Origin of the sequence: Citrobacter sp. Cpo071, from assembly GCF_030332765.1 — a bacterium.
In the GTDB taxonomy this organism is placed as follows: domain Bacteria; phylum Pseudomonadota; class Gammaproteobacteria; order Enterobacterales; family Enterobacteriaceae; genus Citrobacter; species Citrobacter portucalensis.
In genome coordinates, this window is record NZ_JAOWHE010000084.1 from 289,021 (window position 1) to 305,769 (window position 16,749).

A 16,749-nucleotide genomic window follows, 5' to 3' on the forward strand; every position below is an offset into this window, starting at 1 on the left:
GCCTTACCGCTAATAACTCTCAGCGTTACCACCCAATTGCCAGGTTAAGGCTTGATTTTTCGACTATGCTTTTTCCTCAAGTCTCTGAAAAGGGCCGCAAAAGGATGAGGAGTACAGCATGATAATCTCAAAAGTATCGGTGGGTTCGCTGGTGCTGTTAGCCGCGATAAGCCTACCCTTACAGGCCGCGTCACCCGTCACGGTTGGTTCAAAAATAGATACCGAAGGGGCGCTGCTCGGCAACATTATTTTGCAGGTGCTCGAAAGCCATGGCGTGAAAACCGTCAATAAAGTACAGCTGGGTACCACTCCAGTAGTGCGTGGGGCAATCACTTCCGGTGAGCTGGATATTTATCCGGAATATACCGGTAATGGCGCATTCTTTTTTAAAGATGAAAATGATCCCGCGTGGAAAAATGCGCAGGCCGGTTTCGAGAAAGTGAAAAAGCTGGATGCAGAGCAAAATAAGCTGGTCTGGCTAACACCTGCACCCGCCAATAATACCTGGACCATTGCGGTACGCCAGGATGTCGCGCAAAAGAACAAGCTTGAGTCCCTTGCTGATTTAGGCCGCTACCTGAAAGACGGGGGAACGTTCAAACTTGCTGCCTCTGCTGAATTTATCGAACGGGCTGACGCGTTGCCTGCGTTTGAAAAAGCCTATGATTTCAAACTGAATCAAAATCAGCTGTTGTCGCTAGCTGGGGGAGATACCGCGGTGACGATTAAAGCAGCGGCGCAGCAGACTTCTGGAGTCAATGCGGCGATGGCTTATGGCACCGATGGCCCGGTAGCGGCGCTCGGTCTGCAAACTTTAAGCGATCCCAAAGGTGTCCAGCCCATTTATGCGCCAGCACCCGTCGTACGTGAATCGGTGCTGAAAGACTACCCGCAAATGGGAGAATGGCTACAACCGGTTTTTGCCAGCCTGGATGAAAAAACGTTGCAGCAGCTGAATGCCAGTATTGCCGTGGAGGGGCTGGACGCGAAAAAAGTTGCAGCAGACTACCTGAAGCAAAAAGGATGGGTGAAGTAACGGAGTTTGCAGCAGGTGGGTGTTTTGTCAAAGATTTCAGTTAATCGGGTGCTGTTGTTACTGGTACTTCTTACCTTCGCGGCGGCAGCGCTGCCTTTCATTAACTATGCGCCTAATCGCCTGGTCTCCGGTGAGGGGCGCCAACTCTGGGATATCCGGCCCGACATGGCGTGGGGATTGGCAGTAGCCTGTTCGCTGCTGTTTCTTCTGTGCTTTGTACCGGGAAAGTCCGGCAATATATTGACGCTTGTTATTAGCCAGTTGCTGGTTATTGCAGCGCTGGTAACCGCAGGAACAACGGCAACGTATCTGGCCCAGACGGGAAGTCCACTGGCCAGAACCAGCCTGGGCAGCGGGTTCTGGTTGGGGCTAGGACTAATGTTGCTGGCCGCTAGTGACGCCATTCGTCGCATAACCGAGCTGGCATCATGGCGTTGGCTGTTGCACGCGCAAATGTTTATTTTTCCGCTGGTGCTTTTGTTCTCCGGCACGTTTAACGATCTTTCCCTGCTTAAAGAATATGCCAACCGTCAGGATGTCTTCAACGACGCCCTGGCGCAGCATCTGACAATTCTGTTCGCTACCGTGGTGCCCGCGCTGCTTATTGGTGTGCCGTTGGGCATCTGGTGTGCTTTCTCTGTCTCCCGTCAGGGGCCGGTTTTTGCGGTACTGAATATCATCCAAACCATTCCCTCAGTCGCGCTGTTTGGCCTGTTAATTGCGCCCCTTGCCGGGTTGGTGAAGCACTTTCCTTTGTTGGGTTCGCTCGGCGTCGCCGGAACCGGCCTGACGCCTGCGCTTATTGCGTTAGTGCTGTATGCGCTGTTACCGCTGGTACGTGGCGTTGTGGCTGGGTTGAATCAGGTGCCGCAGGATGTACTGGAAAGCGCCCGAGCGATGGGGATGAACACTTTCCAGCGGTTTGTCTCGGTGCAGTTCCCGCTGGCATTGCCAGTCTTCTTGCGCAGTTTACGGGTAGTGATGGTGCAAACGGTGGGAATGGCGGTGATTGCTGCACTGATTGGCGCAGGGGGATTTGGCGCGCTGGTCTTTCAGGGATTGCTCAGTAGCGCCGTCGATTTAGTGTTGCTGGGCGTGATCCCGGTTGTGGTACTGGCGGTATTGATTGATGCGCTGTTTGATTTAGGGCTCGCGCTGCTAGAGGTATCGAATAATGATTGAATTTCGCCATGTCAGTAAAACCTATGGCCAGCAAAAAGCCGTTGACGACCTTAATCTGCGGTTGGGGGAGGGCAGCTTTTCGGTGTTAATTGGCACGTCAGGTTCCGGGAAATCCACCACGCTGAAAATGATCAATCGGCTGGTTGAACATGACAGCGGACAGATTCGCTTTGCCGGGGAAGAGATCCGCAGCCTACCGGTACTGGAGTTAAGGCGGCGCATGGGATACGCGATTCAGTCTATTGGCTTGTTTCCCCACTGGACCGTCGCGCAGAACATCGCCACGGTGCCGCAGCTACAAAAGTGGTCGCGTTCTCGTATTGATGACCGAACAGACGAACTGATGGCGCTGCTGGGTCTTGAGGAAAGTTTGCGCCATCGTTACCCGCATCAGCTGTCTGGCGGGCAACAGCAGCGGGTCGGAGTGGCGCGTGCCCTGGCGGCAGATCCGCAGGTACTGCTGATGGATGAGCCTTTTGGCGCGCTGGATCCGGTCACCCGCGGTGCGCTGCAGCAGGAGATGACGCGTATTCATCGTCTGCTCGGGCGTACCATTGTGCTGGTGACGCATGATATCGACGAGGCGCTAAGGCTGGCGGAGCATCTGGTTCTGATGGATGCAGGAAAGGTAGTGCAGCAAGGCACGCCGCTGTCGATGCTGACAGCACCGGCGAACGAATTCGTGCAAACATTCTTTGGCCGTAGTGAACTGGGCGTACGTCTACTGTCGCTTCGCACGGTAGGGGATTTTATCCGTCGCGGTGAACACACAGCCGGTGAACCGTTGGTAGATGAAATGACGCTGCGTGATGCGTTGTCGGTGTTCGTAGCGCGCGGTTGCGACGTCTTGCCGGTCGTGACCCCGCAGGGGTTGTCCTGCGGGACGCTTCATTTTCGTGATTTGCTTTCGGAGATGCCGACCCGTGAAACGTCTTGCTGATCCGTTGTTATGGCTTATTGTCCTGTTTCTGGTCCTGTTAGTTGGGTTGCCTCATAGTCAGGCCTTATTCAGTGCGCTATTTCCGGCGCTACCGCGTCCCGTGTATCAGCAGGAAAGTTTTGCGGTGCTGGCACTGAGCCATTTTGGTCTGGTGGGGATTTCGAGCCTGATTGCCGTACTTATTGGCACCGGGGCCGGTATAGCGGTAACCCGGCCCTGGGGCGCGGAATTCCGGCCGATGGTGGAAACCATCGCCGCCGTGGGGCAGACCTTTCCGCCAGTTGCTGTGCTGGCGATAGCTGTACCGGTGATGGGATTTGGTCCTGAACCGGCAATTATCGCGTTGATCCTGTATGGCGTATTACCGATCTTGCAGGCAACGCTGGCGGGACTCGGCGGAATTTCACCCAGCGTGATGGATATTGCCAGTGGAATGGGCATGAGTCAGGGGCAGCGGCTGCGTAAAGTCGAGTTGCCGCTGGCTGCCCCGGTGATTCTGGCCGGGATTCGCACGTCGGTGATTATTAATATCGGCACCGCAACCATCGCCTCAACCGTTGGGGCGAACACGCTGGGTACGCCGATTATTATCGGGCTGAGTGGGTTCAATACCGCCTATGTGATTCAAGGGGCGCTGTTGGTCGCGCTGGCGGCGGTAATTGTTGACCGCGGGTTTGAGAAATTAGCGAGACATCTTACCCGGCACGTAAAATAAAGGTATAGCCTGCCAGCATGACACCGCCGATACCGCCGATGGCCATCAGCAGGAAGAGGGTAATGACACCGATTTTAGCTGCGCTCATTATGCACTCCTTATGTGAATTCAAGGATTGTACACGTTTGTTAATAGAATATTAAGAGCCTGGATCATTAGGCGTTATTGGCGCAGACAGTTTGAACACGGCCAGCGCGGAAGAACCGGAGCGTACACGTAGTACGTGAGGATTATTCGCTACGCTCACCCTCCGGGCCGCCCTAAAGGGCGTTCAAAACTCTCTGAGTGTTGTCTGAGCACTGCCCAGGTTCGAAATGGCAAGCAAAATAGCCCTAATGGGCCAGGCTCTAAATACCGAGTGGATAAATATCGTGACCCAACGCGCGCCATTCGTTCAACTGTTGCTGCTGTGCGGGCGTTTGGCTCTCGCCGCACCAGACGAGTAAGGTTCGACCTTCAAACAGCTCCGGTCGCAATTGGTTCAGCGAGTGGGCGAGGACGTCAACGCGCCATCCCTGCTGGCTGGCTACCCAACCCTCCAGCCATAAACGGGTGGTATCCTGAATGTTCCAGCCAACCACCAGAGCATCTTTCCCCTGTTTCTTACGTGCTGAGGCCAGACAAATCGCGATGTAGTTGATCAGTACGCCGTCGAGGATCCCCAGTAACGCCTGCAGGATCGGCTGTTGGCATTGCAGACGTCGGCGTAACGGAATGAACAAATGGGTATTGAGCGTTTGTGCGGGATAATCCTGGCCACGCTCTTTGATCCACAGTCTGAGGCTATGCAAATTATTACTTTGCAAATAGCTCAACAGCGTCTCTTGTTGTTCGCGCCAGCCGTTATGGACATCAATGTTCTCATTGCTGAGCAGCATTTTTACCTTACTGACCTGAACGCCGTTGTTTATCCAGCGTTTTATCTCGCGGATCCGGTCGATATCCGCGTCGTTAAACAGACGATGCCCGCCGTCTGTCCGCTGCGGTTTAAGTAATCCGTAACGCCTCTGCCACGCGCGTAAAGTGACAGGGTTGATATCACAAAGCAAAGCCACTTCACCTATTGTGTAAAGCGCCATCGTCGTCTCACTCTTGCTCGCGAGGTCCCAGTTTTACTTTAGACGCTCTTTTGCGAACCAGGTAGTTTTGTCTGTTTTTTGATCTATGAATGGGTGAATTTGTAACCATGCTCGCGCTTTCGAGTGATCGTTCTCACAAATTCGTCTTTTTTTGCAACACTTCAAAGAAAGTTACACGCAGCCCATGTATGTTACGCGCTTTTAAGTGATGTGTGGTTGGCGGGTATGTACGAGTTTAATCTGGTGTTGCTGCTGCTTCAGCAGATGTGTGTGTTCCTCGTTATCGCGTGGCTCATGAGCAAAACGCGTTTGTTTATCCCGCTGATGCAGGTGACTATCCGACTCCCGCACAAACTGCTTTGCTATGTCACCTTTTCCATTTTCTGCATTTTAGGCACCTATTTCGGGCTGCACATTGATGATTCTATTGCCAACACCCGTGCTATCGGCGCGGTGATGGGCGGGCTGCTTGGCGGCCCGGTGGTCGGTGGCTTAGTTGGTCTTACCGGCGGTTTGCATCGTTATTCGATGGGGGGGATGACTGCGCTTAGCTGCATGATCTCGACCATTGTGGAAGGGTTGCTCGGCGGGCTGGTGCACAGCGTGCTTACCCGTCGTGGTCGTACCGATAAAGTCTTTAGTCCGCTGACCGCGGGGGCGATTACCTTTGTTGCCGAACTGGTGCAGATGCTGATCATCTTATTAATTGCGCGTCCGTTCGATGATGCGTTTCGGTTGGTCAGCAATATTGCCGCGCCGATGATGGTGACCAATACCGTGGGCGCCGCATTATTTATGCGTATTTTGCTCGATAAACGGGCGATGTTTGAAAAATATACCTCCGCTTTTTCCGCCACAGCACTCAAAGTTGCCGCCTCAACGGAAGGTATTTTGCGCCAGGGATTCAACGAGGTTAACAGCATGAAGGTTGCTCAGGTGCTGTATGAAGAGCTGGATATCGGTGCGGTGGCGATTACCGATCGTGAGAAACTGCTGGCATTTACCGGTATTGGTGACGATCACCATCTACCCGGAAAACCTATTTCATCGTCATATACCCAACGCGCGATTGAAACCGGAGAGGTGGTGTATGCCGATGGGAATGAAGTTCCTTACCGTTGCTCTTTGCACCCGCAATGCAAATTAGGCTCGACGCTGGTGATCCCCCTGCGAGGTGAAAACCAGCGGGTAATGGGGACCATCAAACTTTATGAAGCCAAAAACCGCCTCTTTAGTTCGATCAACCGTACGCTGGGGGAAGGGATCGCCCAACTGCTTTCGGCGCAAATTCTGGCCGGGCAGTATGAGCGGCAAAAAGCGATGCTCACGCAGTCGGAAATAAAACTCCTGCACGCCCAGGTCAATCCCCATTTTCTGTTTAATGCTCTCAACACCATCAAAGCTGTGATCCGACGCGATAGCGAGCAGGCCAGCCAACTGGTGCAGTATCTGTCGACGTTCTTTCGTAAAAATTTAAAACGCCCGTCGGAAATTGTGACGCTGGCAGATGAAATTGAACACGTTAATGCTTATCTGCAAATTGAAAAGGCACGATTCCAGTCACGTCTTCAGGTGACCTTGACGGTGCCAGAAGAACTTTCGCATCAGCAATTACCCGCCTTTACTCTGCAACCCATCGTGGAGAATGCCATTAAACACGGTACTTCTCAGTTACTGGATACCGGTGAAGTATCGATTACCGCCCGTCGCGAAGGGCAATATCTGATGCTGGATATCGAAGACAATGCCGGGCTGTATCAGCCAACCTCAGAAGCCAGTGGACTGGGTATGAATCTGGTCGATAAACGACTGCGCGAGCGGTTTGGCGATGATTTTGGCATCAGCGTAGCGTGTGAACCTGACCGCTTTACCCGAATCACTTTACGACTTCCTCTGGAGGAACTGGCATGATCAAAGTGCTGATTGTCGATGACGAACCGTTAGCCCGGGAGAATCTGCGGATCCTGTTGCAAGAGCAAAGCGACATCGAGATTGTCGGTGAATGTTCGAATGCGGTGGAAGCCATTGGCGCGGTGCATAAATTGCGTCCGGATGTTCTGTTCCTTGATATTCAGATGCCGCGTATCAGCGGCCTGGAAATGGTTGGCATGCTTGATCCCGAGCATCGTCCGTACATTGTTTTTCTGACCGCCTTTGATGAGTATGCGGTGAAAGCCTTCGAAGAACATGCGTTTGATTATCTGCTCAAGCCGATTGAAGAAGCACGGCTGGAAAAAACGCTGATCCGTTTGCGTCAGGAGCGCACCAAGCAGGATGTATCACTGCTGCCAGAAAATCAGCAGGCACTGAAGTTTATTCCGTGCAGCGGCCATAGTCGGATTTATTTGCTGCAAATGGATGATGTGGCGTTTATCAGCAGTCGCATGAGTGGTGTGTACGTGACCAGCAGCGATGGTAAAGAAGGCTTCACTGAGTTGACGCTCAGGACGCTGGAGAGCCGTACTCCTCTGCTGCGTTGTCATCGGCAATATCTGGTAAATATGGCGCAATTGCAGGAGATCCGTCTGGAAGACAACGGTCAGGCGGAACTGATTTTGCGTAACGGACTGACCGTTCCGGTGAGTCGTCGTTATCTTAAAAGTCTAAAAGAGGCGATTGGACTGTAAAACTGATACACTGCGCGCCATTGCATCACCGACAGTTGAAGGCTCTATGCTAAGTAACGATATTCTTCGTAGCCTGCGCTACACCCTGAAAGCGAACAATAACGACATGGTGCGTATTCTTGCGCTTGCTGACATGGAATCCACCTCCGCAGGTTTCGATACCTGGATGACAAAAGAAGATGAGGCTGGGTTTGTTCGTTGCCCGGATATCATTCTCTCCGGTTTTTTAAACGGCCTGATTTATCATCTGCGTGGTAAAGATGATTCTGCACCGGAACTGGCGCTGGAGCGTCGTGTTAATAACAATACGGTGCTGAAAAAGCTGCGTATCGCTTTTTCGCTGAAAACCGATGATATTCTGGCAATTATGACCGAGCAGAAATTCCGTGTGTCGATGCCGGAAATTACCGCCATGATGCGTGCCCCTGATCATAAGAACTATCGCGAATGCGGCGATCAGTTCCTGCGTTATTTTCTGCGTGGTTTGACATCACGGGTACATAACGCGAAACCATAAAGAAAAAATGGGCGACACCGATTAACATCGGGTCGCCGATGGTTTACTTCACTTCTTTAAAACCCGCCGATTCCATTACCGTTTGCATTTGCTTCATGCTGATGTTTTTATCGGCGTTTTCAGAGAGTTTCATCCCTGAAATGGCCTGCAACGCTTTTATATCAACTTTTTCCATATCGATAGTGACATTTTCTTGCGCGTAGGTATCTGAATAGGTGAGTTTTTCTTCTATACCAGTAATGTTTTGATATTTGGCGCTTAATGCGTCGAATACTTTTGCTGCTTCCTCTTTATTGCTGGCACCGACTGACGCATAGCTAATTTTACTTTCGGAGATTTGCTTCAGGACCTTATCACCTTTATAGGTGTAAGAGACGGTGATATCAGAACCATTAATGTTGGCATTGAATGTTTTTGTCTCTTCTTTATCACCACATCCCGCCAGGGAAAAAACCACAATCGATGCCACGGCGAGAGAAAATAATTTTTGTAACGCTTTCATGTAAAACTCCATTTCATGAATATCGGATGTTAAATAATAACGTCCACGAATCTGGTGAGCCCAGACTACCTTGATACCAGAGCAGTATAGAATAAATCTAATATTAACAACGAAGCAGTCCGAAAATGGAGCAGGGGTTAAGATTAGAGGAAGCACTTGCGTAGCAAAAAAAAGCGCTGCGGTTGCAGCGCTTGAGATGTTTGATTTACTTCACCTGTTGGCCTGGTTTTGCACCTTCGTCCGGGCTTAACAGGAAGATATCTTTCCCGCCAGGACCTGCGGCCATCACCATCCCTTCGGAAATGCCGAAGCGCATCTTACGTGGTGCCAGGTTGGCCACCATAATGGTCTGGCGGCCAATCAGGACCTGCGGATCTGGATACGCAGAACGAATACCAGAGAAGACGTTACGTTTCTCACCACCGAGATCCAGCGTCAGACGCAGCAGTTTGTCAGAACCTTCCACGAACTCGGCGTTTTCAATCAGCGCTACACGCAGGTCAACTTTAGCGAAATCGTCAAAGGTGATGGTTTCCTGAATCGGGTCATCAGCCAGCGGGCCGGTAACCGGTGCTGCAGCTGCTTTCACTTCTTCTTTCGACGCCTCAACCAGCGCTTCAACTTGTTTCATGTCGATGCGATTGTACAGCGCTTTAAAGGTGTTGACCTTGTGGCCGAGCAGTGGCTGTTCAATGGCATCCCAGCTCAGTTCGCTGTTCAGGAAAGCTTCAACACGTTCAGCAAGCGTTGGCAGAACCGGTTTCAGGTAGGTCATCAGCACGCGGAACAGGTTGATACCCATGGAGCAGATCGCCTGCAGGTCGGCATCGCGGCCTTCCTGTTTAGCCACGACCCACGGTGCCTGTTCGTCAACGTAGCGGTTTGCCACGTCGGCCAGCGCCATGATTTCACGGATAGCTTTACCAAATTCACGGCTTTCCCATGCTTCGCCAATCACTACTGCGGCGTCGGTGAAGGTTTTATACAGCGCCGGGTCGGCCAGTTCATTCGCCAGAACGCCGTCAAAACGCTTAGCAATAAAGCCGGCGTTACGGGATGCCAGGTTGACTACTTTGTTGACGATATCGGCGTTAACGCGCTGGACAAAGTCTTCCAGGTTCAGGTCGATGTCATCAATACGTGAAGAAAGCTTCGCGGTGTAGTAGTAGCGCAAGCTGTCGGCATCAAAGTGCTTCAGCCAGGTGCTGGCCTTAATGAAGGTGCCGCGAGATTTGGACATCTTCGCGCCGTTCACCGTCACATAACCGTGTACGAACAGGTTGGTCGGCTTACGGAAGTTGCTGCCTTCCAGCATGGCAGGCCAGAACAGGCTGTGGAAGTAAACGATATCCTTACCGATGAAGTGATACAGCTCGGCGTCGGAATCTTTCTTCCAGTACTCGTCAAAACTGGTGGTGTCACCGCGCTTATCGCACAGGTTTTTGAATGAACCCATATAGCCAATTGGCGCGTCCAGCCAAACGTAGAAGTACTTGCCAGGCGCATTCGGGATTTCAAAACCGAAGTACGGGGAATCGCGAGAGATATCCCACTGTTGCAGGCCGGATTCGAACCATTCCTGCATTTTGTTGGCGACCTGCTCCTGTAACGCGCCGCTGCGCGTCCACGCCTGCAGCATTTCGCTGAATGACGGCAGATCAAAGAAGAAGTGTTCGGAGTCACGCATCACCGGTGTTGCGCCAGACACGACGGATTTCGGCTCGATAAGTTCGGTCGGGCTGTAGGTTGCGCCGCAGACTTCACAGTTATCGCCGTACTGATCCGGAGACTTACATTTCGGGCAGGTGCCTTTAACAAAACGGTCCGGCAGGAACATGCCTTTTTCCGGATCGTAAAGCTGGGAGATTGTACGGTTCTTAATAAAACCGTTCTCCTTCAGGCGAGTATAAATCAGCTCAGACAACTCACGGTTCTCTTCGCTGTGCGTCGAGTGGTAGTTGTCGTAGCTGATGTCAAAACCTGCAAAATCAGTCTGATGCTCCTGACTCATTTCACCGATCATCTGCTCTGGCGTGATCCCAAGCTGCTGTGCTTTCAGCATGATTGGCGTACCGTGTGCGTCGTCCGCGCAGATGAAGTTAACCTGGTGGCCGCGCATTCGCTGGTAACGGACCCAGACATCAGCCTGGATGTGCTCCAGCATATGGCCGAGGTGGATTGAGCCGTTGGCGTACGGCAGCGCGCACGTTACCAGAATTTTCTTCGCGACTTGAGTCATAGTGGGCAATTACTTCTTTTGTAGTGAAAAGGGCTTTGATAGTACCAAAATGGTAATTACTGCGCCAAGCGATAAGGGCATTTATCCGTAAATGAATAATTGTTGCGGTTGGAGTAAACTACCTGGTGACTATTGTATATTCAGAACAACAAAAAGGAGTCGGGATGAACGCACAATCCCAGGCCAAATCACCAGAGACCCTGCGCGCCATGGTTGCCGGGACGCTGGCGAATTTTCAGCATTCAACCCTGAAGCATAATCTGACGACGCTTAAAGCGTTGCACCACGTCGCCTGGATGGATGACACGTTGCACGTTGAGCTGGTCATGCCGTTTGTCTGGCATAGCGCGTTTGAGGACTTAAAAGAGCAATGTAGCGCCGATCTGCTGCGTATTACCGGTGCGAAAGCGATCGACTGGAAACTGTCGCATAACATCGCGACGCTGAAGCGCGTGAAAAACCAGCCGGGTATTAATGGTGTGAAAAACATCATCGCCGTCAGTTCAGGAAAAGGTGGCGTGGGTAAATCCTCTACCGCTGTGAACCTGGCGCTGGCGCTGGCTGCAGAAGGGGCGAAGGTAGGGATTCTGGACGCCGATATTTATGGTCCGTCTATCCCGACAATGCTTGGCGCGGAAAACCAGCGTCCAACCTCGCCAGATGGTACCCACATGGCACCGATCATGTCTCACGGTCTGGCGACGAACTCTATTGGTTATCTGGTCACTGACGATAACGCGATGGTATGGCGCGGCCCGATGGCCAGCAAAGCGCTGCTGCAGATGTTGCAGGAAACCTTATGGCCGGATCTTGATTATCTGGTACTGGATATGCCGCCGGGCACCGGTGACATCCAGCTGACGCTGGCGCAGAACATTCCGGTAACGGGCGCAGTTGTTGTCACTACGCCGCAGGACATCGCGCTGATCGATGCGAAAAAGGGCATCGTGATGTTCGAAAAAGTCGAAGTGCCGGTACTGGGTATTGTTGAGAATATGAGTATGCATATTTGCAGCAACTGCGGTCACCATGAACCGATCTTCGGTACCGGTGGGGCACAGAAGTTGGCCGAGCAGTATCACACTCAACTGCTGGGACAGATGCCGCTGCATATTTCTCTGCGTGAGGACCTCGATCGTGGTACGCCGACGGTGATTAGCCGTCCTGATAGCGAATTTACTGCTATTTACCGCGACCTGGCAGGACGAGTGGCTGCACAGCTCTACTGGCAGGGAGAGGTTATTCCGGGCGAGATTGCCTTCCGCGCGGTGTAATTTATAGCGTTACAGATATTCACCGCATTAATGTATTATTGATGCGGTGAATATATTAAATTTAAAAATCTCACGATATTGTTCATTCTACGTTTATAATTCATGCCTTTTTCCGAATAAATCACCTCGATGCATCATTACAATTGATCAAATCTATCTCATTAATCTACAATTTCAATTGGTTCAAATAGGGTGTTATGCCCATAATCTGCTGAACAGGTCCTTTGTATGCTATTTGATGCTAACCACAGGAATAACGATTAAAATGAAAAAAAGTTTACTGATGGGAATTATAGCTCTGACTTATGGAATGAGCGCCCCTACCTTCGCTTCCGATACTGCGACCTTAACAATCAGTGGGCGAGTCGTTGAACCAACCTGTAGTGCTGACGTCGTGAATAACAACGTTCAACAGAAATGCGGTCAATCTCTTCATCTTTCAAATGTTAGTCATGTGGATCCTGTTCCAGCGAAGGGCGTCGTGACCGAGATCGTTTCTGTACCAGGGGATTCAATGCGACAGATAGTGTTAAACAGTTACGATTAGACTAAGAATCTCAGTGTTGATATTAAGCACTCATCATTTATATGAATGATGAGTGCTTTTCTATTTTTCTAACAAATAAAAAACGACAATTAATAACGCTAATTTATTAAATATATAAATAGTGTTTATCTTCACTTATTTGTTGCAATTATATTGCAATTGGTAACTTGTTTTAAATCAACAAAACAACGTGTTCACATTGCGATAACGTTTTTGTTGTGCGAATTTAAATCCAAGAGTTAACCCTCTTAACAAATAGAAATTATTTTATTAAGGAAGATATTATGAAACGTTCAATTATTTCTGTTGCTGTACTGTCTGCTGTATTTATGAGTGCTGGGGCTTTTGCTGCTGGGGAAGAAGGGACGTTAACAATCGAAGGTACTATTATTAATAGTTCTTGCCATTTTGAAGATAACAAGAACTCAAGTACTATCATATTGCCGGAAATTGATGCTTCACGTTTTTCTGGATTGTCTGCAGGTGACGTTGTTGGTACTGAAGTGGCTGATCCAATGCCAATGAAGATAATATGTCCAGCAGGTACAAAATTAAATACAATAAGAATTTCTAATGGGGAATTTACTACAGATGGTGTGCTTAAAAATACAAAAGAAGTAAACGGTGATATTGATGCTTCTAAGGGCGTTGGTGTTAAATTGAAATTAGATAGTAAATTGATTACTAATGATCAGGAAACTAATATCAAAGATATTCTTACCGCAGATAAAGATGATCCTTCAGGGGTGGAATATTCTCTGAAGTTTTCAGCTCAGTACGCTAGGTTAAATGAAGCAACACCAGTTGTTGCAGGGGAAATATCATCGGTTTTAACCATTTCCGTTTCTGCAGAATAGATTTTTATGCCGGTGTATTCACCGGCAGTTTTTTAAAAGGACGAACGCAACATGAAATGGATTCTAAGCGCTTTATTAATCGCATCTGTGCAACCCGTCCATGCTGGCATTGTGATTTATGGTACGCGTGTTATCTACCCGGCAGAAAAAAACGAAGTTCTGGTACAATTGATGAACCAGGGGGAACGATCTTCTCTGGTACAATCGTGGATCGATGATGGCGATAGCTCGTTGCCACCGGAAAAAATTCACGTACCTTTTATGCTCACCCCCCCGGTGGCAAAGATTGCCAGGGATTCTGGCCAGCAGTTAAAAATAAAAAAATTACCAAATATGCTGCCCAATAACAAAGAGAGCCTTTTTTATCTCAATGTGCTGGATATTCCACCAAACAATCCAGACAGCACCGGTAAAAATATATTGAAATTTGCAATGCAGAATCGAATTAAATTATTCTATCGGCCTAAAGGAATAGCGCCAGTTAATAAAAACACATTTCAAAAACTGTCGATGAAACGTAGTGGTAGCATTTACTCCATTAAGAATGATGCAGCTAATTGGATCACGGTGACAGAAGTTAAAGTTAATAATGTCAAGATCAACAACGGAAGTATTATGCTTGCACCGCTCTCCAGTGCAAATGTGGCATTAAAAAGTGCTAATGCCAATCAGTATAAAATAACCATTATTGACGATCACGGTAATTATATTAGCGATAACGTCAGCCTAAAATAACAGGAGCTGGTTATGTTAAGGATGACTCCAATTGCTTCGGCAATACTACTGTTGCTGGTTGGCATTGACGCCCACGCTGCAGAAGAGACGTTTGACACCCACTTTATGATGGGTGGCATGAAAGGCGAGAAAGTTTCTGATTTTCGCCTCGATGATAACCAACCCCTGCCAGGCCAATATGATATTGACATCTACGTCAATAAACAGTGGCGTGGTAAGTATGAAATTACGGTTAAGGATAATCCGGATGACACCTGTTTATCCCGCGATGCATTAACGCGTCTGGGGATAAATATACAGGCGTTGGACAAGCAGAATGAATGCCCAACCTTGAAGCAGGCGGTACAAGGGGGCAGCTACGCGTGGAATATCGGTACGTTTCGCCTGGATCTCAGCGTTCCGCAGGCGTTTGTCGATGAGCTTGAGCAAGGGTATGTTCCTCCTGAAAACTGGGATCGTGGCATCAATGCCTTCTATACCTCGTACTATGCCAGCCAGTATTACAGCAACTATAAGGATTCTGGTAACAGCAAAAGTACCTATGCGCGTTTTACCAGTGGGTTAAACCTGCTGGGCTGGCAGCTGCATTCTGATGCCAGCTATAACAAAACTGATGACAGCAGCGGGGAGTGGAAAAGCAACACCCTGTACCTGGAGCGCGGCATCCCGCAAATTCTCGGAACGCTGCGTGCCGGGGATATGTATACCTCATCAGATATTTTTGATGCGGTGCGCTTTCGCGGCGTACGGCTGTATCGCGATATGCAGATGCTGCCGAACTCCAAACAAAACTTCACGCCATTAGTGCAGGGGATCGCGCAGAGTAACGCGCTGGTCACTATCGAACAGAACGGCTTTGTGGGTTACCAGAAAGAGGTTCCGCCTGGCCCGTTCTCAATTGCTGATTTGCAGTTGGCTGGTGGCGGTGCGGATCTTGACGTCAGTATCAAAGAGGCGGACGGATCGGTAACAACCTATCTGGTGCCCTATGCTGCGGTGCCCAATATGTTGCAGCCGGGTGTCTCAAAATATGATTTTGCGGCTGGGCGTAGCCATATCGAAGGCGCCAGTAACCAGACCGACTTTGCACAGATGAGCTATCAGTACGGGCTGAATAATCTGTTAACGCTGTACGGCGGTACCATGCTGGCGGATAACTACAATGCGTTTACGTTGGGTACCGGCTGGAATACGCGTATTGGCGCGATTTCCGTCGATGCGACACAATCGCACAGCAAACAGGATAATGGCGATGTGTTTGACGGGCAAAGTTACCAGATTGCTTATAACAAGTATTTGACACAAACTGCCACCCGTTTTGGCCTGGCGGCGTATCGCTACTCTTCCAAGGACTATCGCACGTTTAACGATCACGTCTGGGCAAATAACAAAAATAACTACCGTCGTGATGAAAACGATGTGTATGACATTGCAGATTATTATCAGAATGATTTTGGTCGTAAGAACAGTTTTTCGGCCAACGTCAGCCAGTCTCTGCCGCAAGGTTGGGGTTCATTCTCGCTCAGTACGCTGTGGCGAGACTACTGGGGGCGTAGCGGTAGCAGCAAAGATTATCAGCTGAGTTACTCCAATAGCTGGCAACGGATTAGCTATACCTTTTCAGCTAGTCAGACTTACGATGAAGATCATCACGAAGATAAACGTTTTAACATCTTTATCTCCATTCCGTTTGACTGGGGAGATGACATTAGCACTCCGCGCCGACATCTGTATGTTTCTAACTCGACCACCTTTGATAATGATGGTTTTACGTCTAACAATACCGGGATTTCCGGCACCGTAGGCAGTCACGATCAGTTTAATTACGGGGTGAATCTCAGCCATCAACAACAGGACAGCGAGACAACAGCGGGCGGCAATCTGACGTGGAATGCGCCAGTTGCTACGCTAAACGGCAGCTACAGCCAGTCGTCTAAATATACGCAAGCTGGCGGCAGTATTTCAGGTGGCCTGGTAGCCTGGTCTGGTGGAGTGAATTTAGCCAACCGGCTATCGGAAACGTTTGCCGTGATGCATGCGCCGGGCCTGGAAGGAGCATATGTGAACGGGCAGAAATATCGCACCACCAACCGCAATGGCGTGGTGGTCTACGACGGCTTAACGCCTTATCGTGAAAACCACCTGACGCTGGATGTGTCTAACACCAATAGTGAAACCGACCTGCAAGGCAACCGCCGCAGCGCCGCCCCTTACCGCGGAGCGGTAGTGCTGACAAGGTTTGATACCGACCAACGCAAACCCTGGTATATCCGGGCGCAGCGCCCTGATGGTTCACCGCTGACGTTTGGTTACGAAGTAGAGGATATTCATGGACACAATATTGGCGTGGTAGGCCAGGGAAGCCAGCTTTTTATTCGCACCAATGAAGTACCGCCGGAAATAAAAGTAGCGGTCGATAAACAACAGGGACTTTCATGCTCAATCACCTTCGGCAAAACGATTGATGAAAGTAAAGTTTATATTTGTCGGTGAGAGGTG

The 16,749-nt window shown here is 49.9% G+C and carries 16 protein-coding genes; 12 read left to right on the forward strand and 4 right to left on the reverse strand.

Translation table 11 applies throughout. The features are described 5' to 3' along the window. Positions 1-118 precede the first annotated feature (118 nt). Genes osmF through OGY09_RS16640 form a run of 4 tightly spaced genes read left to right on the forward strand, consistent with a single transcriptional unit; the run spans position 119 to position 3,873 of the window. Positions 119-1,036: a glycine betaine ABC transporter substrate-binding protein OsmF gene (gene osmF, locus OGY09_RS16625; RefSeq protein ID WP_008785251.1), complete on the forward strand. Its 918-nt coding sequence runs from the start codon at positions 119-121 to the stop codon at positions 1,034-1,036. Between the two features lie 15 nt (positions 1,037-1,051). Beyond that, positions 1,052-2,218: an ABC transporter permease gene (locus tag OGY09_RS16630; RefSeq protein ID WP_275399103.1), complete on the forward strand. Its 1,167-nt coding sequence runs from the start codon at positions 1,052-1,054 to the stop codon at positions 2,216-2,218. Then, positions 2,211-3,158 carry an ABC transporter ATP-binding protein gene (locus OGY09_RS16635; RefSeq protein WP_032943978.1) on the forward strand — a complete coding sequence of 316 codons (948 nt, stop codon included), beginning with the start codon at positions 2,211-2,213 and terminating at the stop codon, positions 3,156-3,158. The genes OGY09_RS16630 and OGY09_RS16635 overlap by 8 nt, the downstream gene beginning before the upstream one ends. Beyond that, entirely contained in the window at positions 3,142-3,873 is a 732-nt protein-coding gene (locus tag OGY09_RS16640; protein WP_003834464.1) for an ABC transporter permease, read from the forward strand. Before OGY09_RS16635 ends, OGY09_RS16640 begins: the two co-directional genes overlap by 17 nt. On the opposite strand, the gene OGY09_RS16645 is transcribed toward OGY09_RS16640, so the two are convergent. Together OGY09_RS16645 and mlrA are read right to left on the reverse strand one after the other, a co-directional pair. Then, complete coding sequence (locus OGY09_RS16645) at positions 3,854-3,961, reverse strand: protein YohO (protein ID WP_003027354.1); 108 nt, start codon at positions 3,959-3,961, stop codon at positions 3,854-3,856. The genes OGY09_RS16640 and OGY09_RS16645 overlap by 20 nt on opposite strands. Positions 3,962-4,220: 259 nt before the next feature. Next, the gene (gene mlrA, locus OGY09_RS16650; protein WP_032943977.1) at positions 4,221-4,952 is read right to left on the reverse strand and encodes an HTH-type transcriptional regulator MlrA; all 732 of its coding nucleotides are present in this window, start codon (positions 4,950-4,952) and stop codon (positions 4,221-4,223) included. 225 nt (positions 4,953-5,177) lie between these two features. On the opposite strand from mlrA, the gene OGY09_RS16655 reads away from it, so the two are divergent. The 3 genes from OGY09_RS16655 to OGY09_RS16665 are packed head-to-tail and all read left to right on the forward strand — an operon-like array spanning position 5,178 to position 8,096. Next, the gene (locus tag OGY09_RS16655; RefSeq protein ID WP_003834458.1) at positions 5,178-6,863 is read left to right on the forward strand and encodes a sensor histidine kinase; all 1,686 of its coding nucleotides are present in this window, start codon (positions 5,178-5,180) and stop codon (positions 6,861-6,863) included. After that, the gene (gene btsR, locus OGY09_RS16660; RefSeq protein ID WP_003840155.1) at positions 6,860-7,579 is read left to right on the forward strand and encodes a two-component system response regulator BtsR; all 720 of its coding nucleotides are present in this window, start codon (positions 6,860-6,862) and stop codon (positions 7,577-7,579) included. Before OGY09_RS16655 ends, btsR begins: the two co-directional genes overlap by 4 nt. Before the next feature lie 46 nt (positions 7,580-7,625). Beyond that, positions 7,626-8,096, forward strand: a complete 471-nt coding sequence (locus OGY09_RS16665) for a YehS family protein (RefSeq protein WP_003834454.1) — start codon at positions 7,626-7,628, stop codon at positions 8,094-8,096. A 43-nt stretch (positions 8,097-8,139) separates the two neighbouring features. Here the strand turns inward: OGY09_RS16665 and OGY09_RS16670 are convergent, their stop codons facing one another. Together OGY09_RS16670 and metG are read right to left on the reverse strand one after the other, a co-directional pair. Then, the gene (locus tag OGY09_RS16670) at positions 8,140-8,598 is read right to left on the reverse strand and encodes a YehR family lipoprotein (RefSeq protein ID WP_032943976.1); all 459 of its coding nucleotides are present in this window, start codon (positions 8,596-8,598) and stop codon (positions 8,140-8,142) included. 205 nt (positions 8,599-8,803) lie between these two features. Next, positions 8,804-10,837: a methionine--tRNA ligase gene (gene metG / locus OGY09_RS16675; protein ID WP_032943974.1), complete on the reverse strand. Its 2,034-nt coding sequence runs from the start codon at positions 10,835-10,837 to the stop codon at positions 8,804-8,806. Between the two features lie 164 nt (positions 10,838-11,001). Between metG and apbC the strand changes: the two genes are divergently transcribed. The 5 genes from apbC (at position 11,002) to OGY09_RS16700 (ending at position 16,743) form a co-directional block, all read left to right on the forward strand. Continuing rightward, positions 11,002-12,111, forward strand: a complete 1,110-nt coding sequence (gene apbC, locus OGY09_RS16680; protein ID WP_003027343.1) for an iron-sulfur cluster carrier protein ApbC — start codon at positions 11,002-11,004, stop codon at positions 12,109-12,111. A 265-nt stretch (positions 12,112-12,376) separates the two neighbouring features. Next, a complete protein-coding gene (locus tag OGY09_RS16685; protein ID WP_032943973.1) occupies positions 12,377-12,658 on the forward strand; it encodes a DUF2574 family protein in 282 nt (93 codons plus the stop codon). A 284-nt stretch (positions 12,659-12,942) separates the two neighbouring features. Then, positions 12,943-13,515, forward strand: coding sequence for a fimbrial protein (locus tag OGY09_RS16690; protein WP_032943972.1), 573 nt, complete (start codon positions 12,943-12,945; stop codon positions 13,513-13,515). Positions 13,516-13,566: 51 nt separating this feature from the next. Next, entirely contained in the window at positions 13,567-14,250 is a 684-nt protein-coding gene (locus tag OGY09_RS16695) for a fimbria/pilus periplasmic chaperone (RefSeq protein WP_032943971.1), read from the forward strand. Between the two features lie 12 nt (positions 14,251-14,262). Further along, positions 14,263-16,743 carry a fimbrial biogenesis outer membrane usher protein gene (locus tag OGY09_RS16700; protein WP_275399102.1) on the forward strand — a complete coding sequence of 827 codons (2,481 nt, stop codon included), beginning with the start codon at positions 14,263-14,265 and terminating at the stop codon, positions 16,741-16,743. Positions 16,744-16,749 lie beyond the last annotated feature (6 nt).

Bases quoted from the DNA above. Each gene is read 5' to 3' on its own strand.
- OGY09_RS16690 (WP_032943972.1), top strand. From the start codon at position 12,943: ATGAAACGTTCAATTATTTCTGTTGCTGTACTGTCTGCTGTATTTATG.
- osmF (WP_008785251.1), top strand. From the start codon at position 119: ATGATAATCTCAAAAGTATCGGTGGGTTCGCTGGTGCTGTTAGCCGCG.
- OGY09_RS16685 (WP_032943973.1), top strand. From the start codon at position 12,377: ATGAAAAAAAGTTTACTGATGGGAATTATAGCTCTGACTTATGGAATG.
- btsR (WP_003840155.1), top strand. From the start codon at position 6,860: ATGATCAAAGTGCTGATTGTCGATGACGAACCGTTAGCCCGGGAGAAT.
- OGY09_RS16700 (WP_275399102.1), top strand. From the start codon at position 14,263: ATGTTAAGGATGACTCCAATTGCTTCGGCAATACTACTGTTGCTGGTT.
- OGY09_RS16670 (WP_032943976.1), bottom strand. From the start codon at position 8,598: ATGAAAGCGTTACAAAAATTATTTTCTCTCGCCGTGGCATCGATTGTG.
- metG (WP_032943974.1), bottom strand. From the start codon at position 10,837: ATGACTCAAGTCGCGAAGAAAATTCTGGTAACGTGCGCGCTGCCGTAC.
- apbC (WP_003027343.1), top strand. From the start codon at position 11,002: ATGAACGCACAATCCCAGGCCAAATCACCAGAGACCCTGCGCGCCATG.
- OGY09_RS16645 (WP_003027354.1), bottom strand. From the start codon at position 3,961: ATGAGCGCAGCTAAAATCGGTGTCATTACCCTCTTCCTGCTGATGGCC.
- OGY09_RS16665 (WP_003834454.1), top strand. From the start codon at position 7,626: ATGCTAAGTAACGATATTCTTCGTAGCCTGCGCTACACCCTGAAAGCG.
- OGY09_RS16635 (WP_032943978.1), top strand. From the start codon at position 2,211: ATGATTGAATTTCGCCATGTCAGTAAAACCTATGGCCAGCAAAAAGCC.
- OGY09_RS16655 (WP_003834458.1), top strand. From the start codon at position 5,178: ATGTACGAGTTTAATCTGGTGTTGCTGCTGCTTCAGCAGATGTGTGTG.
- mlrA (WP_032943977.1), bottom strand. From the start codon at position 4,952: ATGGCGCTTTACACAATAGGTGAAGTGGCTTTGCTTTGTGATATCAAC.
- OGY09_RS16695 (WP_032943971.1), top strand. From the start codon at position 13,567: ATGAAATGGATTCTAAGCGCTTTATTAATCGCATCTGTGCAACCCGTC.